Here is a 23975-nt window from a genome sequence, read left to right on the forward strand (position 1 = left end):
GACCGTATGAATACCCTGACCCTTGAAAAGCCCGTCACCCTGCACCGCCCCAAGGCCGCCCCCGTCGTAGCCGCCACCGACGAGCGCTGGCCGCTGGCCGATGTCGAGGCGCTGTTTGAGCTGCCGTTTCTGGATTTGATGCACCGCGCGCAAACCGTGCACCGCGAAAACTTTCCCCAGGGCGACGTGCAACTGTCCACCCTGCTGTCCATCAAGACCGGTGGCTGCCCGGAAGACTGCGGCTACTGCCCGCAGTCGGTGCACTACGACACGGGGGTCAAGGCCACCAAGATGCTGGGCGTAGACGTGGTGGTGGCAGCGGCCAAGGCCGCCAAAGAGGCCGGTGCCACCCGCTTCTGCATGGGCGCGGCCTGGCGCAGCCCCAAAGACCGCGACGTGGACAACGTGGCCGAGCTGGTCAAGGCCGTCAAAGCCCTGGGCATGGAAACCTGCGCCACGCTGGGCATGCTGGAAGACGGCCACGCCGCCCAGCTGCGCGACGCCGGCCTCGATTACTACAACCACAACCTCGACACCGCGCCCGACTTCTACGGCGACATCATCGACACCCGCGTCTACCAGGACCGGCTGGACACCCTGGACCGCGTGCGCGGCGCGGGCGTGAAGGTCTGCAGCGGCGGCATCGTCGGCCTGGGCGAAACCCGGGCCCAGCGCGCCGGACTGATCGCCCAGCTGGCCAACCTGCAACCCAGCTACCCCGAATCCGTGCCGGTGAACAACCTGGTGCGCGTGGAAGGCACGCCCCTGGCCGACACCCCGCCGCTGGACCCGCTGGAGTTTGTGCGCGTGATCGCCGTGGCCCGCATCACCATGCCCACCACCCGCGTGCGCCTGTCCGCCGGTCGCCAGCAAATGGGCGAAGCCGTGCAGGCCATGTGCTTCATGGCCGGTGCCAATTCCATCTTTTACGGCGACAAGCTGCTGGTTACCGGCAACCCCGATGTGGAAGCCGACCGCAGCCTGCTCACCAAGCTGGGCCTGCCCACCTCGGGCATGTTGGCCCAGAGCTGCACACCGCAATGACACGCCCGTTCAAGGTGCTGGGCATCCAGCAAATCGCCATCGGCGGCCCGGACAAGCAGCGCTTGCGCACCCTGTGGGTGGACATGCTGGGCCTGGAGGTCACCGGCAATTTCGTCAGCGAGCGCGAGAACGTGGATGAAGACATCTGCGCCATTGGCAGCGGCCCGTTCAAGGTCGAGGTCGATCTGATGCAGCCGCTGGACTCGGATAAAAAGCCTGCCGTCCACACCACGCCGTTGAACCATGTTGGCCTGTGGATCGACGACCTGCCGGTGGCGGTGGAGTGGCTCACGGCGCAAGGCGTGCGCTTCGCCCCCGGCGGCATCCGCAAGGGCGCGGCGGGGTTTGACATCTGCTTTTTGCACCCCAAGGCCAGCGAAGAATTCCCGATTGCCGGGGAGGGCGTGCTGGTGGAAATGGTGCAGGCCCCGCCCGAGGTGGTGGCGGCTTTTGCCAAGCTGGCAGGCTGATCAGCTATTGATTCAGTAGCTGCTCACGCTTATTCCATAAGCACAAACGGCCTAAAAGACTGAAATTTTAGGTCGTTGATCCTACCGGGTGCCGGTTGGTCAGGTCAATCGCCATGCGGAACACCTCAGAAGCCGCTTCGCCGTCGTCGTCGGCAAAGTCGATGGCGATGCTGCGGAACTGCGCTTCGATGGCTTTGAACGCGTCCACGATGTCGGGGTCGAAGTGCGAGCCGCGCCCTTTCAGCAGGATGGCGCTGGCCTCCTCGTGCGAAAAAGACGGCTTGTACACCCGCTTGCTGATCAGTGCGTCGTACACATCGGCCAGGGCCATCAGCCGGGCCGAAATCGGTATCGCATCGCCGTGCAGGCCCATGGGGTAGCCGCTGCCATCCCACTTTTCCTGGTGGCACAGGGTGATTTCCTTGGCATAGCGCAGGAACGGCATCTGGTGGCCTTCTTCCTCCTCGGCGTGCACCAGCGCGGCATGGCCCAGGGTGGTGTGGGTCTTCATGATCTCGTATTCGGCATCGTCCAACTTGCCGGGTTTGAGCAAAATGCGGTCGGGGATGCCGACCTTGCCGATGTCGTGCAGCGGGGCCGACTTGTACAGCGATTCGATCGCATCAACGGTCAGCTCCGATGCAAAGCGCGGGTGGTGTTGCAGCTGGAGGGCCAGGGCCTTGACGTACTTTTGCGTGCGGCGCAGGTGGTTGCCGGTTTCGTTGTCGCGGGTTTCGGCCAGCAGGGCGATGGCGCGCACCGTGATGTCCTGGATGGCGACGATCTCGCGGGTGCGTTTTTGCACCTCTTGCTCCAGGTAGCGGCTCTGGTTTTGCAAAAAGTCGCGCGCCAGCTTCAGCTCGATGTGGTTGCGCACCCGGGCCATCACCGTGGCCGGGCTGATGGGCTTGGTGATGTAGTCCACCGCGCCCATGTCCAGGCCGATTTTTTCGTCCTCGGTAGCGCTCATGGCGGTGAGAAAGATCACCGGGATGTCGGCCGTGTTCGGGTCGGCGCGCAGGCGGCGCAGCACCTCGTAGCCGTCCATGTCGGGCATCATGATGTCGAGCAGGATCAGGTCGGGCTTGCCGTCGGCGCTGGCGATTTTCAGGGCCCGCTCGCCGCTGGGGGCCAGCTTGACGCGGTATTCGGTGCGCAGCAGGCTGCTCATCAGCGACAGGTTGTCGGGCGTGTCGTCCACCACCAACACCGTGCGTTTTTCGCCCGGGTCCAAGGGGTTGCTCATGGTGTGGTGTCCTGCATGGAGCGGCGGGGGCAGATTACTGCACCCTCAAACTGCTGAGCTGCCAGGCCGATCGGTTGTAGTACATCTCGGTACGCAACTCGGCCGCCGTGTCAAAAGGGTAGACGATGAACAGCGGGCCTTTTTCGCGGATCGACATGGGCTTGTTGTCCAGCATATGGGCCACGATGGGGTCAAACTTGGTGGCATCGTCGAACGGGATGTCGGTTTTGTAGTCGTTCAGCGCCACCGCCACAATCTTGCTGCCCTTGGCCCCGGCGGCGGCCAGTACGTCGCGCAGCAGCGGGCCGGTAAAGGTCACCGGCTTGGGGTACCACGGGGTCTGGGTGGTGAAGGTTTTTTGCGGCAGCTTCTCCAGCATGGCCATGTCAAACACCGCGCTGGTGCCGCTATTGGCCTGGCTGACCGCACCGCTGATGGTCAGCACCACCTTGCCCGCGGGTTTGTCGAGCGCCAGCGCTGCCGCGCTCCACAGTGCTACGGCCACAAGCCCTATCCGTGCGGTGCGCGTTGAAATCGACATGGTAGTTCCCCCGTGTAGTACGACGAGTACGTCGCATTTTGTTACGGTGAACTATAGCAAGGGATGGTCCGCTAGTGTCGGAAACCCGCAGATTTCCTGCGGTGTCGGGGCCGGGTCAGCCCGGCGGTGTGGCGCGTTGGGCCCGCGCGCGTGCCAAAGCGGCGGCAATGGTGGCCTTTTTGGGGTCGGCAGGGGCGGCCACAGGTGGCGCGGGGGTGGGGTGCACGACTCCATCCAGCCGCAGCCGCGCACGGTGGCTGGCGTAGCGCAGGCGGGCGTGCTCAGCCTGCGGCGGTGACCACGCGCTCCAGCCGGTGTGGTTGCCGCTGGCCGGGAGCATCTGGATGCAGTCCACCGGGCACACAGGCAGGCAGAGCTCGCAGCCGGTGCAGTGCTGCGGGATCACGCTGTGCATGCGCTTGTTGCTGCCAAAGATGGCATCGGTGGGGCAGGCGGCGATGCACAAGGTGCAGCCTATGCACCAGGCCTCGTCGATCACGGCCAGGGCGCGCACGGCCTCCATTCCAAAGTCGGGGTTCAGGGGCAGGGCGGGTTGGCCGGTCAGGGCTGCCAGCCGGGCGATGCCCTCGGCCCCGCCGGGGGGGCACTGGTTGATGGGGGCTGCGCTGTCGGCAATCGCCAGGGCGTAGGCCGCGCAGTCCGGGTAGCCGCAGCGCGTGCACTGGGTCTGCGGCAGGGCGGCGTTGATTTGCGCCGCCAGCCCGGATGCGGTAGATACCGGCAACAGGATCAGGCCTTGCGCTTGACCGATTTTTTGGCGGGCAGCTTGGCAGACGCGTGCGGGGTGCTGGCCACCGCTTCGGCCATGGCCACGGCAGGCACGGGTGCGGCAGGGGCTGCCGGGGGAGCGACCGTTACCGTGCCGGTGTTGTGCGCCTTGATGAAGGCCCGGACCTCGGGGTACACCACATCGCGCCAGCGGCGGCCGCTGAAGATGCCGTAGTGGCCTGCGCCCTCGGCTTCCAGGTGCTGCTGCTGGGTGGCGGGGATACTGCTGCACAGGTCGTGCGCGGCCTTGGTCTGGCCCGAGCCGGAGATGTCGTCCAGCTCGCCTTCGACGGTCAGCAGCGCGGTGCTGGTGATGTCCTGGGGGCGGACCAGTTCGACCGTGCCGTCCACGCCGCGCACGTTCCAGGTGCCGTTGACCAGCTTGAAGTCCTGGAACACGGTGGCGATGGTTTCCAGGTAGTAGTGCGCGTCCATGTCGAGCACGGCGTTGTATTCGTCGTAGAACTTGCGGTGCACTTCCACGCTCACGTCGTCACCCTTGACCAGATCCTTGAAGTAGTCGAAGTGGCTCTTGGCATGGTGCTGCGGGTTCATGGCCACAAAGCCGGTGTGCTGCAAAAAGCCGGGGTAGACCTTGCGGCCCGCACCGGGGAAGCTGGCGGGGACCTTGTAGATCACATTGTTTTCAAACCACTCGTAGCCTTTGTTCATGGCCAGGTTGTTGACGGCGGTGGGCGACTTGCGCGCGTCGATGGGGCCACCCATCATGGTCATGGTCAGTGGCGTGGTTTCGCCGCGCGAGGCCATCAGCGATACGGCTGCCAGCACCGGCACGGTGGGCTGGCACACGCTCATCACGTGGCAGTTGCCGTAGATGCCTTGCAGGTGGCGGATGAACTCCTGCACGTAGTTGACGTAGTCGTCCAGGTGGAATTCACCTTCGCTCAGGGGCACCAGGCGGGCGTTCTTCCAGTCGGTGATGTAGACCTTGTGGTCCTTGAGCATGGTTTTGACGGTGTCGCGCAGCAGCGTGGCGTAGTGGCCGGACAGCGGGGCCACGATCAGCACAGCGGGCTGGCCCTTGAGCTGGGTGAGCGTGTGGATGTCGTCGGTGAAGCGCTTGAAGCGGCGCAGTTCGCAAAACGGCTTGTCGATCTCGACCCGCTCGTGGATGGCCACCTGGGTGCCGTCTACCTCGATGGTCTGCAGGCCAAAGGCGGGTTTTTCGTAGTCTTTGCCCAGGCGGTACAGCAGGTCGTAACCGGCGGAGACGCGCTGCGACATGGCGTTTTTGCCCAGTGGCGAGAGCGGATTGCTGTAGAGCTTGGAGGCGGCTTGCGCAAAATCAGCAAACGGCTCCATCAAAGAGCGTTGGGTTTCGTAGATTTGGTAGAGCATGGCGACCTAAACGTGGGAAGAACGTAAGAAGAATTGTTGCAGTGCAATATAGCAGTGGATTGGCTAAATAAATTGGAGTAGTAACACCAATATGGAGCGCACTAATGCCCGTTATGGGGATGAAATTGCACGGAAACAGGCGCTTTGTGAACCCTTTGTAAGGGCCGAAACTGTTTGCACAGTGGGGCCCATTGCTTACACCAAACTGGCAAGCGGGTGCGCGCCAGTGTGCCGGGGCTGGAAATGGGCCTCTATCCAGGCCGGTGTCACATCGGCCAGCCGCCCGGGCATCCAGCGCGGATTGCGGTCTTTGTCCACCAGCAGGGCGCGCACGCCCTCGGCAAAATTGGGGTGGGCGCAGCAGCCCAGCGACACCGTGTGCTCCAGCCGAAACACCTCTGCCAGCGACAAATGCAGGCAGCGCTGCCACAGCGCGAACGCCAGCGCCGCGCTGGTCGGGCAGCCCTGGGTGTAGGCAGCGACTGCGCCAGCCAGCCAGGGGGCGTCGGTCTGCAGGCCGCGCAGCCGGGTGTCGATATCCAATAGATCGTCGCCCGCCATCAGCTGCTGTATCTGGTCGAAATGGGTACGCACTGGCGATGCGGGCAAGGCGACTGCGGCCTGTTGCGCCAGCAGCCGGGACAGGCTGGAGCGGTTGTGCCGCGCATCCTGCGTCCACGGGGCCTGGGCCATGGCTTGCAGCACTGCCGCTTTGTCGGCATGCGGCAGGGCGTGGTCGGCCAGCCCGCAAAACAGCGCGTCGGCGGCATTCAGCGGCGCGCCCGTCAGCGCCAGAAACAGGCCGACCCGCCCCGGCATGCGCCGCAGAAACCAGCTACCACCCACATCCGGGTACAGGCCGATGCTGACCTCGGGCATGGCCAGGCGGCTGCCGGGCGTGGCCACCCGGTGCGACGCGCCCGCCATCAGCCCCAGGCCGCCGCCCATCACAATGCCGTGGCCCCAACACAGAATGGGCTTGGGGTAGGTGTGGATGCGGTGGTCCAGCGCGTACTGGGTGGTGAAAAAATCCTGCACGGCAGTGACCGGATCGCCGCTGCCACCCACCAGGGCCTGGTGCATGTGGCGCAGGTCGCCGCCCGCGCAAAAGGCCTTGTCGCCGCTGGCCTGCAGCACGACCCCGGCCACCGCCGGGTTGGCGGCCCAGTGCGCCAGTTGCGCGGTCAGGGCCTGCACCATGCTGGGCGACAAGGCGTTCAGCGCCGCCGGTGCGTTCAGCGTCGCCAGGCCCCAGTGCAGGCCGCCCTGGGTGGGCAAGGTGTCAAAAAGTACGGCGGGGGTGGGGGAAATAGGGGTCAAAGGTTTACTACGGTTTTGATAGCTGCTACCGCCTATCGGATGGGCGCTAGAGGCATTTTATGTACAAATTCAGGAAAAGTGTGTCGTAGGGCTATGGCGCCGCTTACAGCAGCCCAGAGGCAATATTGATCGTCAGCGCCAACAGGGTGGTGTTGAACAGGAAGGCCAGTACGCAGTGCAGCACCCCGGTGCGGCGCATGGCCGAGGTGGTGAAGTTCACGTCCGCCGTCTGGCCCGAGGTGCCGATGACGAAGGCGAAGTAAATAAAGTCGCCGTAGTCCGGCTGCTCGGTGCCGGGAAACAGCAGCCCATCGGGCCGCTTTCGGGCCCGGTTGGAATAGAAGTCGTGGGCGTAGTGCAGCGCAAACATCACGTGGGTGAAAGCCCAGGAGGTGGCAATCGTGAGGGTGACCAGCGCGATGTGGGCGTAGCGCAGGCTGCCATGCATGTCTTTCACCACCGCCAGCTCGGCCACGATGGCCCCCAGCGTGGCCAGCGCGGCCAGCACCACCATGGCCAGCACGGTGCGCCGTCCCTCGTCCTGTTGCTGGGCCCGCATGCGCATCTGGTCGTGGTCGGCCTTGACCATCATGTGCACCGCCAGCAGCAGGTACAGGCAGGCAAACACGTTCCAGCCGATGACCAGCCGGGTCACGTTGAGCAGGCCCGGCACCCCCGCCAACCCCAGGGTGGCCAGCACACCCACCAGCCCGGCGGCAAACAGGCGGGGCCGGACGCGGAAGTGGCGAAACAGCAAAAAGCGGGGCAGGGGATGCATCGGCGCGATTCTAGCCACGCACATCTTGCGCTGGCGGCGCTTTACGGGGCCTTTGCGGTGCAGAAAATGCAGACCGCTGCGCTACCATCCTGTTACCCAATCAACCAGGCGGCACACCAGGATGGATAGCGACAACACAGTGAAATCCTCCGACCGGGCTGCGCGACCCCGGCGTTCCGGTGCCCGGCCGCGTGCACCGGGCATCCGCTGGTCGGTGGGGCTATGGGCCCTGGGGCTGGCCGCCCTGGGCCTGTTTCTGGTGCTGCACTACCCGGTGGCACCCTGGGCCGCCAGCCTGCTGTTTGTAGTGTGCTGCGTGGCCTTTTTTGTCTGGCCCGACAGCTGGCTGATCGCCGTGCCGCTGCTGCTGCCGCTGGTCGGCTTTGCGCCCTGGACGGGCTGGATCACCTTTGAAGAACTGGACCTGCTGGTGCTGGCCGCAGCGGTGGGCGGCTATGCGCGGCTGGCCTGGCCCTCGGCCCGGGCGGCACTGGTGGCCCGCCAGCCCCGCAGCTCGGCGGGTGCGTGGTTGATGCTGCTGCTGTTTGCGGCCTCGACCTTGGTGGCCATGCAGCGCGGCTTTGCCGATGCGGGCGGCTTCAGTCTGGGCTGGTTCCAGGGCTACCACGAGCCCATGAACAGCCTGCGCCTGGCCAAAAGCTTCTTTCTGGCGCTGCTGGTGATGCCCTTGTGGCGGGCTGCGGTGGTGCGCCGTGGCGCGCAGGCCCCGACCTGGCTGGCTGCGGGCCTGATGCTGGGGCTGGCGGCTGCCTGCCTGACCACCGTGTGGGAGCGCATGGCCTTTGTGGGCCTGTTCAATTTTTCTACCGACTACCGCACCACCGGTTTGTTCTGGGAAATGCACGTGGGCGGTGCGGCGCTGGACGGGTTTTTGGCCTTGCTGGTGCCGTTTGTGCTGCGCGAGCTGTTTGTGGCCCACTCGCACCGTAGCTGGGCTGCCGTGGTGGCCTGCCTGGGCTTGGCGGGCTACGCCTGCCTGACCACTTTTTCGCGCGGGGTGTATCTGGCCGTGCCCGTCGGAATGGCGGTGACGGCGGCGCTGTGCCTGCTCAGCGCGCGCCGCCAGCTGCGCCGGGCAGGGGCCGGTAATGGCGATAAAAAAAGTGCCGCTCCGCTGGCCGCGCCCAAGCCCAGCCTGGGCGCGGGCGCGCTGTTGGTGCTGCTGTTTGGCGGGGCGATTCTGTGGACCTTTCCGTCCAGCGGCTACCGGGGCCTGCTGGCCTTGTTGGGAGCGGCTGCGGTGGCCCTGCCGCTGGCCGGTGTGCTGCGGCGTTTCAAGGCGGTGGACTGGATGGTCGGGCTGGTCGCCGGGGTACTGCTCAGCCTGGCGCTGTGGGCCGGGGCCATGCTGGGCTCCAAAGGCTCGTACGTAGGCTACGGTGCCTGCCTGCTGTTGACCCTGGCCTTGCTGTGGGCCAGCCGCCCTGCCGCTGTGGTGCTGCCGGGCAAGCGGGTGCGGGTGGGTCTGGCGGCGCAGCTGGCCTTGGCGGGCTTCATGGCCGTGCTGGTGGGCGCGGGCCTGGTGGCCCAGCATTGGGGTTATGCACGCGGGGGGGATGCCATGCTGCCGGTGCTGGTGGGCTTTTTGCTGCTGGCGCTGCTGGCCGGTGCCGCGCCCAAAGCCGTGTGGCCCACCAGTGTCCGCTGGCATGCCACCACCTGGGCGGGCATGGCCATGGTGGGCGGCATCGTGAGTATTTTTGGCGGTGGCGCGTACATGAGCGAGCGCTTTTCCACCACCAGCAGCGACATGGACAACCGCGTGGCCCACTGGACGCAGGGCTGGAACATGCTGACCGCCCCGCTGGACCCGGTGCTGGGTAAAGGCATGGGACGTTACCCGGCCAGCTATTTCCTGACCGGTGCCGCCACCGAGCACCCGGGCGACTACCGGCTCAAGAGCGAGGACGGCAACACCTACCTGGTGCTGGGCGGCGGCAAGCAAAAGTACATGGGCTGGGGCGAGATCCTGCGTGTGTCGCAGCGCATCCGGTCCCCGCAGGGCCCCGTCAGCGTGGCCCTGCGGGTGCGCACGGCGAACGAACTGGGCCTGCACCTGGAGGTGTGCGAGAAGCACCTGCTGTACAACGGCGGCTGCTTTCTGGCGGGCAAAGGCGTCAAGCCCATGCCCGGCGTGTGGCAGGACCTGCGCATCCCCCTGGCGGGCAACGGCCTGTCGGGTGGTGACTGGTACGCGCCCCGGCTGGTGGCGTTTTCCATCGCCACCGACACCCCCCTGGCGCTGCTGGACGTAGACAACATCCAGCTGCTCGGCCCGGACGGCCGCCAGCTGCTGGACAACGGCGACTTCTCTGCGGATATGCAGCGCTGGTTCTTCTCCAGCGACCGCAACCACATGCCCTGGCATATGAAGAATGTCTTCATGAACGTGCTGTTTGACCAGGGCGGCGTGGGCCTGCTGCTGTTTTCGGCCATGCTGCTGGCGGCCCTGTGGCGCGTGTCTGTGGGCACCGCCAAGGACCACCCGCTGGCACCGGGCATCGCCGGTGGCCTGGTCGGTTTTGTGGTGGTCGGCCTGTTCGACAGCCTGGTGGATGTGCCACGGCTGGCCTTTGTGTTCTATGTAGTGTTGCTGCTGGGCCTGACGGTGCGCCAGGCCACCGCCCCCCGGTCGCCCGCGCCCAGCCGTTCCATGCCGGTATGAAAAGCCTGCGCCTGCGCATCCTGGGCGTGCTCGCCCTGTTGTTGTGCGTGGTGGGCGCGGCCAGCTTTGTGGCCAGTTCGGCTCTGATGGACCGCAGCCTGGCGGCCTACGAGGAGCGGGCGGGGGTCGACCAGTTTTTGCGCGTCGATCTGGGCTTGAACCAGGAGGTCAACGCGCTGATGCGCACCGTGGTCGACTACGGCATGTGGGACGAGAGCGCGCACCACCTGCAAAAAGCCAATCGCCAGTTTCTGTGGGAAATCTTTACCACCGATGCCTTGCGCAATCTGGATGTGGACTACGTGGCCTTTCTGACGCTGGACGGCAAACTGCACTCCAGCGTAGACGTGCGCCGGGGCCTGGTCGAGTCGCTGCTGGACAGCGACCCGGTGGTGGTCGATGCCATGGGCTCGGTGCTGAGTGTGCCCCTGGCGGTGCGCGAACAAGGCGGCCACTTCAAGATGTGGCTCAACGGCGGGCCGGTATTGCTGGGGTTCAGCCCGGTGCGCCTGCGCGAAGTGGGCTCGCCCACGGTGGGCTGGGTGCTGATGGGCCGCGAATGGAGCGCCGCCCGGCTGTCGCGGCTCATGCAGCTCACCGGCAGCCGCTTCGGCCTGCAAGCGGTGGCCCAGGGCGCAGCCGTCGGCAGTACCGGCACCCTGTCCGACTCCCGGGGCACCAGCGCGCTGCGCCTGGTGGTCGAGGCACCGCAGGCCCTGGCGGCCCAAAAAACCACTGGCAAACACCTGCTGCTGGCCAACGCCCTGGTGCTGGTGGTGCTGGGCATGGTGGCCGTAGTGGTGCTGCTGGACCGGCTGGTGCTCAAACGGCTGGGCCAGTTTTCACAACTCGCGCGCAGCCAGCGCAGCACCCACGCCGCGCTGCTGCAACCCTGGCCGGTGCGCGGCAACGACGAACTCGACGACCTGGCCCTGTCGCTCAACAGCATGGTGTCGGCCCTGGATGCCGCCCACAAAGGGCTGGAGCGCGACGTGCGCACCGACGCGCTGACCGACCTGGGCAACCGCCGCCTGCTGTACGAGCAGCTCGACCACCTGCTGGCCCTGCAGCGCCGCCAACCCGGGCTGACGCTGGCCGTGCTGCTCATCGACCTGGACGACTTCAAGCTCATCAACGACTCGCTGGGCCACGAAGCGGGCGACTTTTTGCTGGTGGAAGTCGCCCGCTCGCTGCAGCAACTGGTGCGCGCCAGCGACGTGGTGGTGCGCCTGGGCGGTGATGAATTTGCGCTGCTGTACGTGGCCCAGGCCGACGCGCTGGGCGTGCGCCGCTTTGCCGAACGGGTGCAGGAAACCATCGCCCAGACCCGCGTCTACCAGGGCTCCAACCTCACCGTAAGCTGCTCCATCGGGGTCAGCTACGCCACCGGCCAGGCCGACAAAGACAGCCTGATGCGCAATGCCGACCTGGCCATGTACGACGCCAAACAGCAGGGCAAGGGCCGCTGCAGCTTCTACGCCGAATCCATGCTGGGCAATGTGCAGGAGCGCATGCTGCTGGAACAACAGCTGCGCGAATGCCTGCGGCTGGACCAGCTGGAGGTGTGGTTCCAGCCCATCGTCGATGTGCGCACTGGCAGCGCCCCCATGCTCGAAGCCCTGGCCCGCTGGCAGCTGGACGACGGCAGCTTTTGCCCGCCTGCCAAGTTCATCCCGGTGGCGGAAGAATCCGGCCTCATCATCGCCCTGGGTATGGCCATCGCCCGCAAAGTGGTGGCCGCCATGCCCGCGCTGCTGGCGCTGAACCCGCAGCAAATCGCCAACATCAACCTGTCGGCCAAGCAACTGGCCAGCACCACCCTGGTAGAAGAAATGTGCGCCCTGGTCGACAGCCAGGGCGTGCCCCGGGCCTGCGTGCACTTCGAACTGACCGAATCGGCCGTGGCCAAAGACGTGGAACTGGCCAGCCTGCACATGCACGCCCTGGCCCAAGCCGGGTTCCACCTGCACCTGGACGACTTCGGCACCGGCTACTCGTCCCTGCACCGCCTGCAGACCCTGCCGTTCTCCACCCTCAAACTCGACCGCTCGTTTGTCATCCAGCTAGGCCAGGGCGATGCCCGGATTGCCAAGGTGATCCTGGCGCTGGGGGCTGAGTTGGGGATGGATGTGATTGCCGAGGGGATAGAGACGGAGCTGGAGCACAGCCGCCTGTGCGATCTGGGTTGCCATTTCATGCAGGGTTATTGGCATGCGCGGCCTATGCCGTTGGGGGAGGTGTTGGCGTGGTTGGAGGGGAGGGTGGTCAGGTCGTAGGTAATTGCTACATTTACCGTAGCTACTCGTGCTGGTGAGATAAGCGTGAGGGGGCTGTTTGATGCGGAATTTACGCCCGCTCTTTTTGCGTGTTCGTATTGGAAGTACGCTAGGCGCACCAGGAGGTGTGGAGGATGTTGCAAAGGAAGGTCTGACTCTGGGCTCCACTTGCTTTGCGACCGTTCTCGTTTTTGAAGTTGTGCATGCCGCCAGCGCCGCTGGCCGGGATGTGCCCCCGGCAGTGCAGTAACTTTCTTTTGCTTGGCCAAAAGAACGTCACCAAAGAAAAGGCCACCCCCACTGCCAGCGCCCCGCCGCTATCGCGTCGGGGAACCTGCGGTGCGCGCTTTGGGCGGGGTCTGGCTAAACTCGCTGCGCTCAAACAGACGCCAGCCCTGATCCGCCCAAAGCTGTGCTCCTCGGCGCATTGCAGAGGGGGACCCCGGGGAGCGGGATCGGCCCGGCGGTGCCGGGCATCGCGCCTAAGGCGCGAGGTGCCCCCACCCTGGCCCTCCCCCTGTGGGGGAGGGAGAAATGCCGGATGTGCACCGCGGTACGTACGGGTGTCACTGCCTGGCTTCTTCCCCCGCCGGGGGAAGGCAGAGAACCTGCCAGGGTCAAGTCTTGCAATGAAAAACCTGATCTTGGGCTTTTATGGATATGGCAATGCAAGACCTGACCCTTGCTTTCCTCTTGCTTTCCTTGACCCCCACGCCGTTTGCTCAGCTCCGTGACCCTCAGCTCCTCACTGCCCATTTGGCGGCCCCGAGCTCGGCCTGCAAGAGCAATAGCGCTTCATCGTGGTTTAGGCCCCTCCTTCGATGCAGCGTGCTTCGAGCCACTTTGCCCGTTGGCAAGTGAGTAATCCGCACGCAACTGTCCGTATGAACCACCATTCGGCTGTCTATAGAAAACTCTTGCCGAAAGTATTCAACACGCATGTCAGTCGGATCAACTAGTGCTACACCTTCCGGCTGCCCCCTAATTATCCGAACGTTTGACTTTTGAAGTACAAAAGAGTGAAGTTCTTGCAACAGCACGCGGAACTGCTCGGCATTCATTGGAGTAGTCAGTTTCACAGCGACGCTGAGAATATCGCCTTCGGCATTCGCACATAACTCGTCGATGATCTCTATGGAACCAAGGTCCGGACAGGTTCGAGCACAGGCCCGCAGCAGGTGCCCCAGCCATTCGGAGTCAGGTTGGTCGGGGGATGCCAATATGTAAACTTCAGGCAGACGTGGGCGATTAGTCATAACGAGACATTCTCCGCGAAGCCTCTGGCTCAAGCTGTATGTGTGCCGGGGTCAAGCAGGTGCCGACGCACTGCCGGGGTCACTGCCGGGGTCAAGTCTTGCAATGACGCACTGCCTGGGCTGCCACTTCATACCGAGCTATTGGCATCCGCGGCCCATGCCGTTGACGGACGTGTTGGGGTGGATGGAGGGGAGGGTGGTCACACTGTAAGCATTTACTCTATTTTTTATAGCAATAAATAATTATCCGATCGGCGGTAGCTGCCTTTTTGGCGCTGAATTTTGGCCGGTGGAGTTAGCGCCAACGCCCCCCAGTTCGCGACCGGCGCGATGCCCGGCAAAGCCGGGCCGATCCCGCATCCGGGGTCCCCATCTGTATGCGCCGAGGAGCACAGTTTTGGGCGGATCAGGGCTGGCGTTGTTTGAGCGCCAGCGAGTTTAGCCAGACCCCGCACAAAGCGAAGCACCGCAGGTTCCCGCAGCGCCAGCGGAGGGCGCAGACAGTTGGGGCGCCTTTCTTTTGGTTACTTTTCTTTTGCGCAAAAGAACAAGTGACTGCGCCGCCGGGCGCAACTCCCGGCCGACGATGCTGGCAGGCACCCAGAGCCCGCCAATCCACAAGTATTTGCTATATTATTGGTAGCTGTAAAGGCGTATTCAATCAGCGGTGGTGGCCTATTTGATGCTGAATCCCGGCCAACTCATCCAGCGTATTCGCATTGGCAAACGCAGCCGCCTCGCCAAACGGCACCCGCTCGCAATGGTGCTGCGCCATCCACTGCCCGACCTTGCGGCCACCGGCGGCTAGAAACTGCGCCAGGCTGCCCTGTAGCTCGGCGCGCAGCAGGCAGAACACGGGCTGCAGGCGCTGCACACCGAGGTCGTCGGGCGCAGTAGCGACCACGATGTCGGCCTCCACGGCGGCCAGGCGTTCCACCAGATCCAGCGGAAACAGCGGTGCGTCGCAGGGTACGGTGGCCAGGTACGGAGTCGTGCAGTGGGTCAGCCCGGCCAGCATGCCGGCCAGTGGCCCGGAGAATTCGGCATCGGCATCGGCATCTGGCCACACCGGCACGCCAAACAAGGCATAGGCATCCAGGTGGCGGTTGGCACTCAGCATCACCCCCCCCACCTGGGGCCGCAGCCGTTCCAAAGCGTGCAGCGCCAGCGGCTGGCCGTGGAAATCCTGCAAGCCTTTGTCCACCCCTCCCATGCGCGTGCCCCGGCCTCCGGCTAAGACAAGGCCTGTGAGGGCGTGCTTCATGCGGCGGGCCGCCGCATCAGGGTGTAGTCGCAGCCCGTCACGGGTTCGGCAAAGACCCCCAGGGTGGCAAAGCCCAGCCGGGCGTAGAAGCGGATGTTGCGCGGCTCGAAGGTTTCAATGTAGCTGCCGACACCCGCAGCGTCGGCCTCGGCCAGCGTGGCCTGCAACAGCCGTGCGCCCAGACCGGTGTTCTGGGCGGCGGGGGCAATGCCCAAAATGGACAAATACCAGTCGCTGCCATCCACCAATGCCTCGGCACGCGGGCCCATGAAGCAGACGATGCGGTGGTAGTTTTTTAGGCCCTGGGGACCGAGAGCGGTGGCGAGAAAGTGGGCTTTGGCGGCGCTGTCTGCCGCTTGCTGGGCAGGTGCGCCCGGCAGCAGCCACAGGGCTACGCCCTGCGTGGGGTCGGGGGCCAGCACGCAGCGCCCACTGCGCGCCGCCTCGTCCTGGGCATACGCCAGGTAGCGGGCCAGGGTGGTGCGGCGCTGTGCTGCGTCATGGGCAAAGTCGGTGGTGATGGCCGCGTAGAACGGGTCGTTGCGCAGTGCGTCTACCAGCGCGGGGATGCAAGAAGAAGGCAGCAACACCGTCAACCACCGATATAGCTCATCTCCACCCGCTTGGCTCCCGTGCCGGTATCAAAGGGCAGGGCGGCGCGCAGGGCGGAATAGCGGTCGCTGCGGCCTTGCCAAATGCCTTGGAGGGCGGCGGCCAGGTGGTCGTCGGTGGAATCGCCACGCAGCAGACTGCGCAGGTCGTGGCCCTGGGTGGCGAATAGGCACAGGTACAGCTTGCCGTCGGTGGACAGGCGGGCGCGGCTGCAGTCGGCGCAGAAGGCCTGGGTCACGCTGCTGATCACGCCCACCTCGCCGCTGCCGTCGGCATAGGCCCAGCGCTGGGCGGTTTCGCCGGGCGCGGCAGGGGCAAGAGGGCGCAGCGCCCACTGGGTTTGCAGGGTTTGCAGCACCTCGCGGGAGGGCACGACCTGGTCCATGCGCCAGCCGTTGGTGGCGCCCACGTCCATGTATTCGATGAAGCGCAGGGTGCTGCCGCTGCCTTTGAAGTGCCGGGCCATGGGCAGGATTTCATGGTCGTTGGTGCCGCGCTGCACCACCATGTTGAGCTTGATATCGGCCAACCCGGCTTTGTGCGCGGCCTCCAGCCCGTCCAGCACGTCGCGCACCGGGAAGTCCACGTCGTTCATTTTGCGAAAAACGGTGTCGTCCAGCCCGTCCAGGCTGACGGTCAGGCGCTGCAGGCCTGCGTCTTTCAGGGCCTGGGCCTTGCGGGCCAGCAGCGCGCCGTTGGTGGTGAGCGTGAGGTCCAGCGGCTGGCCATCGGGGGTGCGCAGGGCGGCCAGTTGCGCAATCAAGACTTCGATGTTTTTGCGCAGCAACGGCTCGCCGCCGGTGAGGCGGATCTTGCGCACGCCCTGGGCCACGGCGACGCGGGCGACGCGGGTGATTTCCTCGAAGCTGAGCAGCGCGCTGTGCGGCAGGTAGGGGTAGTCTTTGTCGAACACCGCCTTGGGCATGCAGTAGCTGCAGCGGAAGTTGCAGCGGTCGGTGACGCTGATGCGCAGGTCGTGCAGGGGGCGGTGCAATTGGTCCAGCAGCGGGCCGTCCACCGGCGTGGCAGAGCGCAGGGCCTGTGTGGCTTGATTGCGCTGGTCCAGCAGGGGGATGACGCGGTGGACCATGGCTTTAGAACGACAGTGCTACAGGCTGGCCGGGAGCAGGGGCGTGCATGCTGCCGATCTGCGCGGCCTGCGCAAATCCGGCATCGGCAAAGGCGGCCAGCACGGCGGGGGCGGCATCCAGGCTGCAACTGACCAGCAGGCCGCCGCTGGTTTGCGGGTCGGTGACCAGGGCCTTGAGCCAATCGGTGCCGCTCCACTGCACCTGGCCGCCGTAGCCTTCCCAGTTGCGGGCCGAGGCACCGGTGGCAATGCCTTGCTGGGCGAAGGCCACGGCGCTGGCGATCAGGGGCAGGGCGTTGGCATCCACCTGGGCCGACAGGCCGGAGCCGCGGCACATCTCCAGCAGGTGCCCGGCCAGGCCGAAGCCGGTCACGTCGGTCATGGCGTGCAGGCCATCGATCTGCGCCAGGGCAATGCCGACCTTGTTGAGCTGGGTGGTGTGGTGCAGCATTTCGGCGTAGCCGTCTGCGTTTAGCAGGCCTTTTTTCAGGGCCGCCGACAAAATGCCCACGCCCAGGGGCTTGCCCAGCACCAGCACGTCGCCCGCGTGGGCATCGGCATTGCGGCGCACCTTGTCGGGGTGCACCAGGCCCAGGCCGACCAGGCCGTAAATGGGTTCCAGCACGTCGATGGAGTGGCCGCCTGCGATGGGGATGCCCGCCTCGCGGCACACCGCAGCGCCTCCGGCCAGCACCTGGCCAATCACCTCGGGTGGCAGCTTGGCAATCGGCATGCCCACCAGGGCCAGCGCCAGGATGGGGGTGCCGCCCATGGCGTAAATGTCGCTGAGCGCATTGGTGGCGGCGATGCGGCCAAAGTCATAGGCATCGTCCACGATGGGGGTGAAAAAGTCGGTGGTGGCCACCAGCGCCTGGGTGGCGTTAAGGCGGTACACGGCGGCATCGTCGCTGGTCTCGGTGCCCACCAGCAACTCGGGCGGCACCAGGCCTTGGGGTGCGCGTGCCAAAATCTCGGCCAACAAGCCGGGGGCAATCTTGCACCCGCAGCCGCCACCGTGCGAAAACTGGGTCAATGCAATGGGTTCTGATGTCTGGGTCATAGGTATGCCGATTGTGCCAGCCGAGGTTTTTCTGTGAGAGCCCCTACTACGGTCAAGGACCGGCAAGCCTTCCACACGCTGATCGACGCGCGCTCGCCCGCCGAGTACGCCATCGACCACATTCCTGGTGCCATCAACTGCCCGGTGCTGGACGACGCGCAGCGCGTGGTGGTGGGCACGCTGTACAAGCAGCAGGGCGCTTTCGAGGCCCGCCGCGTGGGCGGGGCTATGGTGGCCGAAAACCTGGCCAAGCATCTGCGCGAGAAGTTTGCCGATAAACCCGCCAAGTGGACCCCGCTGGTCTACTGCTGGCGCGGCGGCATGCGCAGTGGTTCGATGGTGACCTGGATGCGCATGGTGGGCTGGGACGCGCAGCAGCTGCAGGGCGGCTACAAGGCCTGGCGACGCTTTGTGATCGACGCGCTGGAAACGCAATGCCCCACGCTGCCCTTGCGGGTGCTGGTGGGTGCCACGGGTAGCGCCAAGACCAGCGTACTGCACGCCTTGGCCGCCCAGGGCCACCAGGTGCTGGACCTGGAAGGCTTGGCCGTTCACAAGGGTTCCATCCTGGGCGCGGTGCCGGGCCAGGCCCAGCCCTCGCAAACCGCGTTTGAAACCGGCCTGGCCCATGTGCTGGAGAAATTAGACCCGAATCGCCCGCTGTACGTGGAGGGCGAAAGCCGCAAGATCGGCCGCCTGACCCTGCCCACCCCCCTGGTGCTGCGCCTGCGCGCCAGCCCCTGCATCGAGATCCGCGCCACCCCGCAGGCGCGGCTGGACTACCTGCTGCGCGACTACGCCTACCTGGGCGATGCTCCGCAGGCGCTGGCCGACAAGCTGGGCCTGCTCAAGGACCTGCACGGTCGGCAGGTGATAGAGCGCTGGCAGGGCTGGGCGATGGATGGGGACCTGCACGCACTGTTTGCCGAGTTGATGGGCCTGCACTACGATCCGCATTACACGCGCTCGCAAAGCAACAACTTCAGCGCCTGGGCCAGCCGCCAGACGCTGGAAACCGATGATCTGACGCAGACCGGGGTGGATGCGTTGGCGCACAAGGTGGCCGGATTGCCGTAGCCGGGCAATTCCCCTGTTGGCAGCCTGGGGCTAAGCCATTTATTTGCAGCATCTGCTTACAAAACTGTAACATTGGACACATATTGCACGGAGCCACGCACGCGTGGTGAATCGCCTATGTCGCATCCGCAAAAACCAGCGTTGCAACCCGCTCTGCGCCCCTCGCGCGCCGCACTGTGGGGGGTCTTGGCAGTGTGGTGCGGCTCCACCCTGGCGGGGATGTGGTGGCTGAACCCGGTCAGCCCTGCCACCTTGTCGGTGTGCAGCAGTCCCACTCCTTCTTTTTCTGCCACCCCGGTGGCCCGCTAGCATGGCTGCGGTGTCCGAGCGCGAGCTGGGCTACTACCGCTACGCGCACCGGTTGATGCTGGGCGTGGCCGGGCTGCATTTTCTGGCCTGCATGGGCATGGCGGCGGCCACCGACACCTGGGGCCTGCTGCTGTGGGTGGGTTTGCCCGCGGTGCTGGTGCCCTGGTGGATCAGCCACTACTACCCCACCGAACTGGTGTCGCGCATGGCCATGGCCCTGGGCTTCATGGCCTTGACCGGCCTGGTGATCCAGCAGTCGGGCGGGGATCTGGAGGCGCATTTCAGCTTTTTTGTGATGCTGGCGGCGCTGGTGGTGTACTGCGATTGGCGGCCCCTGGTGCTGGCCACCGGGGCCATCTTGGTACACCACATCCTGTTTTTGCTGCTGCAACCGCTGGGCTGGGGGATTGTGGTGTTCAACGACGGGCGCACGCTGCTGGGCGGGCGCTCGGTCTGGGGCCACGCGCTCATCGTCTGCGCCGAGACCGCGGTGGTGGCCTTTGTGGCCATGCGCCTGAAAGCCATGCTGCTGGACTCGTACAAGGTGTCGGATGCCGTGCTGCGCATTGCCGACGGCCAGCTCGACACCCTGCTGGACCCGGCCGAGGTGCGCAACTCCAGCATGCTCACCGCCATAGACACCATGCAAAAGCGCCTGGTCCGCATGGTGTCCGAGCTGCAACACGCCCGCGCGCTGGCCGAAGACGCGGCCGCCGCCAAAAGCATGTTTCTGGCCAATATGAGCCACGAAATCCGCACGCCCATGAACGCCATCATCGGCCTGTCGCACCTGGCCAGCCGTACCGAGCTGTCGGTGCGCCAGCGCGACTACATTGCCAAGATCGAGCGCTCGGGCCAGCACCTGCTGGGCATCCTCAACGACATCCTGGATTTTTCCAAAGCCGAGGCGGGCAAGCTGGAGATCGAGCACGCACCGTTCGAGCTGGATTCGGCCCTGCAAAACGTGGTGAATCTGATCGCCGAGAAAGCCAGCGCCAAGGGCCTGGAGTTGATTTGCGAGGTAGGCGCCAACGTGCCGCCGCACCTGCTGGGCGACCCGCTGCGGCTGGGGCAGATCTTGATCAACTACGCCAACAACGCCATCAAGTTCACCGAGCAGGGCGAGATCCACATCGCCGTGCGCCGCGTGGACCGGCTGGCCACCGACAGCGATGCCGAGCTGATGCTGCGCTTTGAAGTGCGCGACACCGGCATCGGCCTCACGCCCGAGCAGATGGGCCGCCTGTTCCAGAGCTTCAGCCAGGCCGACAACTCCACCACCCGCAAATTTGGCGGTACCGGCCTGGGCCTGGCCATCAGCAAAAGCCTGGCCGAGCTGATGGGCGGCGAGGTGGGCGTGGACAGCGTGGCGGGCCAGGGCTCGGTGTTCTGGTTCACCGCCCGGCTGGGCTGCGGCCTGCAGCAGCGGCGCACCCTGGTGCCCAGCATCGACGTGCGCGGCATGCGGGTGCTGGTGGTAGACGACAACCCCCACGCCTGCACCGTGCTGGCCGACATGCTCGACAGCATAGGCTTCAAGGTGCTGGCGGTGGAGTCGGGGGCCCAGGCCATCCAGGCCGTAATGGACGCGGCCACGGCCAGTCAGTACTTCGACGTGGTGATGATGGACTGGCAAATGCCGGGCATGGACGGGCTGGAGGCCGCCCGGCAGATCCGCGCGCTGGGCCTGGAGCGGCCACCGCAGCAGGTGATGGTGACCGCCTATGGCCGCGAGGAAATGGTGCGGGGTGCCGAAACTGCCGGTCTGCAAGACGTGCTGCTCAAGCCGGTGAACCCGTCGCTGCTGTTCGACACCATGATGCGCGTGGTGGGGGCCAGCACCGGTGCCGGGCAAACCTTGAGTATGCCGGTGGTCGCCGAGCTGCCCGACGCGGTTTACCAGCGCCTGCAGGCCTTGCGCGGGGCCCGCGTGCTGCTGGTGGAAGACAACGCACTCAACCAGCAGGTCGCCACCGAGCTGCTGGAAGATGCCGATTTTGTGGTGGACGTGGCCGGGGACGGCCAGCAGGCCGTGGACCGGGTGCAGGCCCAGCGCTACGACATCGTGCTGATGGACATGCAGATGCCGGTGATGGACGGCGTGACAGCTACGCGGCTGATCCGGCGTGATGCAACCTACCGCGACCTGCCCATCGTCGCCATGACCGCCAACGCCATGCAGGCCGACCGCGACCACTGCCTGGCCGCTGGCATGAACGGTTTTGTGACCAAACCCATCGAGCCCAACGCGCTGTGGCAGGCGCTGACCCAGTGGATTGCGCCGCGCCCGGGCCTGGGCGACGCGGCCCCGCGTGCACCGCGCACCGTGTTTGCGTCGGCCGATGTGCCCACCGAACCGGGCGAGACCTTGCCCGCCCACATCGAAGGCGTGGACACGGTGGCGGGCCTGCGCCGCATGGGTGGCAAAACCCCGCTGTACCTGAGCATGCTGCGCAAATTCAAGTCCACCCAGATCCCCGCCTGGGAGGCCCTGTGCCAGGCGGTAAGCAACGGCGACCTGGTCAGCGCCGAGCGTCTGGCCCACACCCTCAAAGGCCTGGCGGGCAACATCGGGGCCACGCGCCTGCAGGAAGCCAGTGGCGTGCTGGAAACCGCTTTGCGCGACCGTGCCGCGCCCGCCACCCTGCAGCCGCTGCTGCAGCAGACCCAGGCGCAACTGCGGCACCTGGTGGAGGTACTCGACCAGGCCTTGCCCGACCGGCGGGCCGAGCTGCCCAGCGCAGCGGCTGCACCGGTAGACCGCACGGAGTTGCACGCCCTGCTGGGCCAGCTGGAGGACTATCTGCAGGCCGACGATGCCGAGGCGCTGGCGGTACTGGCCCAGCACGGCCCGGCCTTGCGCGGGGTACTGGGGGCCGATTTCAGCACGCTGGAGGCCGCCGTGGCCGGGTTTTCTTTTGAAGAAGCCCGGGCCGTGCTGGTGCGTGTGCGGCAGCCGGTGGCGGAGTAGATTTTCAAAAATAATAGCTGCTTGTGCTTGTTGGATAAGCACGGAGTGCACTTTTTGTTACTATTTTCTGCCTCTATCCACTGTGCTAACCCTTGGTAAATCGGGTCTGCCAGCCCTCTACAATCGCCCCCGACACTTTGTCTGCAGCGCGTCCGCCTGGGCTCTGCACCTTGTCCCTCTTATTTTTTCTGGAGTACCCCCCAAATGTTTTCTTCTGACGACGACACCGACCATGGCGTAGTGCTGGCTATTTTGTTTGGCGTGGTGGCGGCCATCATCGGCCTGGTGATCGGTCTGGGCATCTACAAGACCCTGCCCAAATCCGGCGCGGCCCCCGCTGCCGTGGCCGCCGTGGAAGTGGTGGAGATGGATGGCGCCAGCGTCAAGGTGGTGGACGGCATCGTGAAGTTCTACTTCGCCACCGGCAAGGCCGACATTGCCGCCGGTGCCAACGAAGCCCTGGTCGAAGTCATCAAGCTGGCTGCCGATGGCAAGGCCGTGCGCGTCAGCGGCTTCCACGACTCCACCGGCAGCCTGGAACAAAACCAGGAACTGGCCAAGCAGCGTGCCATTGCCGTGCGCGACACCCTGGCCGCCCTGGGCGTAGCCGCCGACAAGATCGAACTGGTCAAACCCGAAGCCATGACCGGCACCGGCAGCAACGCCGAAGCCCGCCGCGTGGAAGTGGTGATCGTGCAATAAACCGCACTGCGCTCTTTAAAAAACCGCAGCACCTGCAAGGGCGCTGCGGTTTTTTTGTGGGCGGGTGTTTTACTGCAAAGCCCCCCAGCGCGGCACGGCGGGCTCGGCGGCGGCCCATTTCCAGCCGTTGAGCTGCAGGCAGATGCTGGTGGTGTACCACTGGGCGGCGGGCTGGTCGGGTGGCGCATCGTCCACCGCCACCGAAAAGGCCACATCGCGGCACTGGGCCAGGGGGGTGTCGAGGATGCGGGTGACCTGCAGCTCGCCATGTTTGTTGCCGTAAGGGATGCTGCGCTGCATGCGCCAGTCGCGCCGCGCACCGACCGGCAAGTTGCCCGCGATGGCGGCGATCAGGTCTTGCTCTTGCGCCTGCAGCGTGCGTGTGGCGTGCTGGATGCCTGCGTCGGTGGCCGCTTTCACACCGACGCTGACGGCAATGCCCACCGCCGGGTTGGCCGTGGCCGCGCCCGAGGTAATACCCGCCACCGCCACCGCCCCTGCCAGCCCGCCCACCGAACTGCACCCGGCCAGGGCCAGCGATGCGGCTACGGCAGCCCAGCGCAATGCCGTCATTGCAGCGCCCCCCAGCGTCCGGTGGCCGGTTCGGCCGAGGCCCATTGCCAGGTTTGGCCGTTGCGGCAGATGGTGGCCACGTAGAAGGCGCGGGGGAATTCGGAGATGTCGGTCATCTCCACCGAGAAAACGATCTCGCGGCAGTCCAGGCCCTTGCTGCCCACGTTGCCGATGACACGGCTCACAGTGACCTCGCCTTGTTCATCCACCTCCAGCGGGATCTTGTGGGTCATCTTCCAGCGCGCCACTTCGCCCACTTTCAGCGCCCCTGCTATCTGCGCAATGTGGTTTTGCTCCGCCTGGTGGGCGTTGCGCTGGGCCATTTGCAGCCCGGCCTGGGCCACAGCCTGCACCCCCACGCCGATGCCGGTGGCCACGGCGGCGTTGTTCGTCAGGGTGCTGGCCAGGGCCGCGCCGCCCATACCGGCGGTAACTCCGGTGCCTTCGCGCAGAAAAGAGCCGCAACCGGCCAGGCCCAAGGTGGCGGCGCAGAGCAGGGCGGTGGTGGCCCGTTGTAAAGAAATTGTTCGCATGCTGGAATTGCCTATAAAA

At 65.5% G+C, this 23975-nt stretch carries 21 protein-coding genes; 8 read left to right on the forward strand and 13 right to left on the reverse strand.

Annotated features, from left to right (window positions below; all coding sequences use genetic code 11):
- Positions 1-6 precede the first annotated feature (6 nt).
- Positions 7-1044 (forward strand): biotin synthase BioB, encoded by a 1038-nt coding sequence (gene bioB / locus AC097O_RS09030; RefSeq protein ID WP_479592470.1) that lies wholly within the window; start codon positions 7-9, stop codon positions 1042-1044.
- Entirely contained in the window at positions 1041-1514 is a 474-nt protein-coding gene (locus AC097O_RS09035; protein ID WP_479592471.1) for a VOC family protein, read from the forward strand. The genes bioB and AC097O_RS09035 overlap by 4 nt, the downstream gene beginning before the upstream one ends.
- A gap of 67 nt (positions 1515-1581) precedes the next feature.
- Here the strand turns inward: AC097O_RS09035 and AC097O_RS09040 are convergent, their stop codons facing one another.
- The 6 genes from AC097O_RS09040 to AC097O_RS09065 form a co-directional block, all read right to left on the reverse strand.
- On the reverse strand, positions 1582-2760 hold the full coding sequence (locus tag AC097O_RS09040) for a response regulator (RefSeq protein ID WP_479592472.1): 1179 nt from the start codon (positions 2758-2760) through the stop codon (positions 1582-1584).
- A gap of 34 nt (positions 2761-2794) precedes the next feature.
- Positions 2795-3265 (reverse strand): putative pterin-binding protein, encoded by a 471-nt coding sequence (locus AC097O_RS09045; RefSeq protein WP_479592473.1) that lies wholly within the window; start codon positions 3263-3265, stop codon positions 2795-2797.
- Between the two features lie 151 nt (positions 3266-3416).
- Positions 3417-4049, reverse strand: a complete 633-nt coding sequence (locus tag AC097O_RS09050; protein ID WP_479592647.1) for an RnfABCDGE type electron transport complex subunit B — start codon at positions 4047-4049, stop codon at positions 3417-3419.
- Positions 4050-4051: 2 nt separating this feature from the next.
- Complete coding sequence (locus AC097O_RS09055; protein ID WP_479592474.1) at positions 4052-5449, reverse strand: polyhydroxyalkanoate depolymerase; 1398 nt, start codon at positions 5447-5449, stop codon at positions 4052-4054.
- Positions 5450-5644: 195 nt separating this feature from the next.
- Complete coding sequence (locus AC097O_RS09060; RefSeq protein ID WP_479592475.1) at positions 5645-6769, reverse strand: enoyl-CoA hydratase/isomerase family protein; 1125 nt, start codon at positions 6767-6769, stop codon at positions 5645-5647.
- A 103-nt stretch (positions 6770-6872) separates the two neighbouring features.
- Positions 6873-7547, reverse strand: coding sequence for a DUF1345 domain-containing protein (locus AC097O_RS09065; RefSeq protein ID WP_479592476.1), 675 nt, complete (start codon positions 7545-7547; stop codon positions 6873-6875).
- Between the two features lie 139 nt (positions 7548-7686).
- On the opposite strand from AC097O_RS09065, the gene AC097O_RS09070 reads away from it, so the two are divergent.
- Positions 7687-10233 carry a hypothetical protein gene (locus AC097O_RS09070; RefSeq protein ID WP_479592477.1) on the forward strand — a complete coding sequence of 849 codons (2547 nt, stop codon included), beginning with the start codon at positions 7687-7689 and terminating at the stop codon, positions 10231-10233.
- A complete protein-coding gene (locus tag AC097O_RS09075) occupies positions 10230-12509 on the forward strand; it encodes a putative bifunctional diguanylate cyclase/phosphodiesterase (RefSeq protein WP_479592478.1) in 2280 nt (759 codons plus the stop codon). Before AC097O_RS09070 ends, AC097O_RS09075 begins: the two co-directional genes overlap by 4 nt.
- Positions 12510-13246: 737 nt before the next feature.
- On the opposite strand, the gene AC097O_RS09080 is transcribed toward AC097O_RS09075, so the two are convergent.
- The 5 genes from AC097O_RS09080 to selD all read right to left on the reverse strand — a co-directional run bounded on the left by AC097O_RS09080 (position 13247) and on the right by selD (position 17791).
- On the reverse strand, positions 13247-13765 hold the full coding sequence (locus AC097O_RS09080; protein WP_479592479.1) for a PCRF domain-containing protein: 519 nt from the start codon (positions 13763-13765) through the stop codon (positions 13247-13249).
- A gap of 661 nt (positions 13766-14426) precedes the next feature.
- Complete coding sequence (gene mobA / locus AC097O_RS09085) at positions 14427-15029, reverse strand: molybdenum cofactor guanylyltransferase MobA (RefSeq protein WP_479592480.1); 603 nt, start codon at positions 15027-15029, stop codon at positions 14427-14429.
- Positions 15026-15616: a GNAT family N-acetyltransferase gene (locus tag AC097O_RS09090; protein ID WP_479592481.1), complete on the reverse strand. Its 591-nt coding sequence runs from the start codon at positions 15614-15616 to the stop codon at positions 15026-15028. Before AC097O_RS09090 ends, mobA begins: the two co-directional genes overlap by 4 nt.
- A 5-nt stretch (positions 15617-15621) precedes the next feature.
- Complete coding sequence (gene moaA, locus AC097O_RS09095; protein WP_479592482.1) at positions 15622-16731, reverse strand: GTP 3',8-cyclase MoaA; 1110 nt, start codon at positions 16729-16731, stop codon at positions 15622-15624.
- Positions 16732-16735: 4 nt separating this feature from the next.
- Positions 16736-17791: a selenide, water dikinase SelD gene (gene selD / locus AC097O_RS09100; RefSeq protein ID WP_479592483.1), complete on the reverse strand. Its 1056-nt coding sequence runs from the start codon at positions 17789-17791 to the stop codon at positions 16736-16738.
- A 33-nt stretch (positions 17792-17824) separates the two neighbouring features.
- Between selD and mnmH the strand changes: the two genes are divergently transcribed.
- The 4 genes from mnmH to AC097O_RS09120 all read left to right on the forward strand — a co-directional run bounded on the left by mnmH (position 17825) and on the right by AC097O_RS09120 (position 22850).
- Positions 17825-18868, forward strand: coding sequence for a tRNA 2-selenouridine(34) synthase MnmH (mnmH, locus tag AC097O_RS09105; protein WP_479592484.1), 1044 nt, complete (start codon positions 17825-17827; stop codon positions 18866-18868).
- Between the two features lie 117 nt (positions 18869-18985).
- Positions 18986-19177 (forward strand): hypothetical protein, encoded by a 192-nt coding sequence (locus tag AC097O_RS09110; protein ID WP_479592485.1) that lies wholly within the window; start codon positions 18986-18988, stop codon positions 19175-19177.
- A 1-nt stretch (position 19178) separates the two neighbouring features.
- Complete coding sequence (locus AC097O_RS09115; RefSeq protein ID WP_479592486.1) at positions 19179-22148, forward strand: response regulator; 2970 nt, start codon at positions 19179-19181, stop codon at positions 22146-22148.
- Between the two features lie 204 nt (positions 22149-22352).
- Positions 22353-22850, forward strand: a complete 498-nt coding sequence (locus AC097O_RS09120; RefSeq protein ID WP_315183643.1) for an OmpA family protein — start codon at positions 22353-22355, stop codon at positions 22848-22850.
- Positions 22851-22919: 69 nt separating this feature from the next.
- On the opposite strand, the gene AC097O_RS09125 is transcribed toward AC097O_RS09120, so the two are convergent.
- Both AC097O_RS09125 and AC097O_RS09130 read right to left on the reverse strand, forming a co-directional pair.
- Positions 22920-23423, reverse strand: a complete 504-nt coding sequence (locus tag AC097O_RS09125) for a hypothetical protein (RefSeq protein WP_479592487.1) — start codon at positions 23421-23423, stop codon at positions 22920-22922.
- Entirely contained in the window at positions 23420-23956 is a 537-nt protein-coding gene (locus tag AC097O_RS09130; RefSeq protein ID WP_479592488.1) for a hypothetical protein, read from the reverse strand. The genes AC097O_RS09125 and AC097O_RS09130 overlap by 4 nt, the downstream gene beginning before the upstream one ends.
- Positions 23957-23975 lie beyond the last annotated feature (19 nt).

This window comes from Rhodoferax sp. LS1P39 (assembly GCF_056521425.1).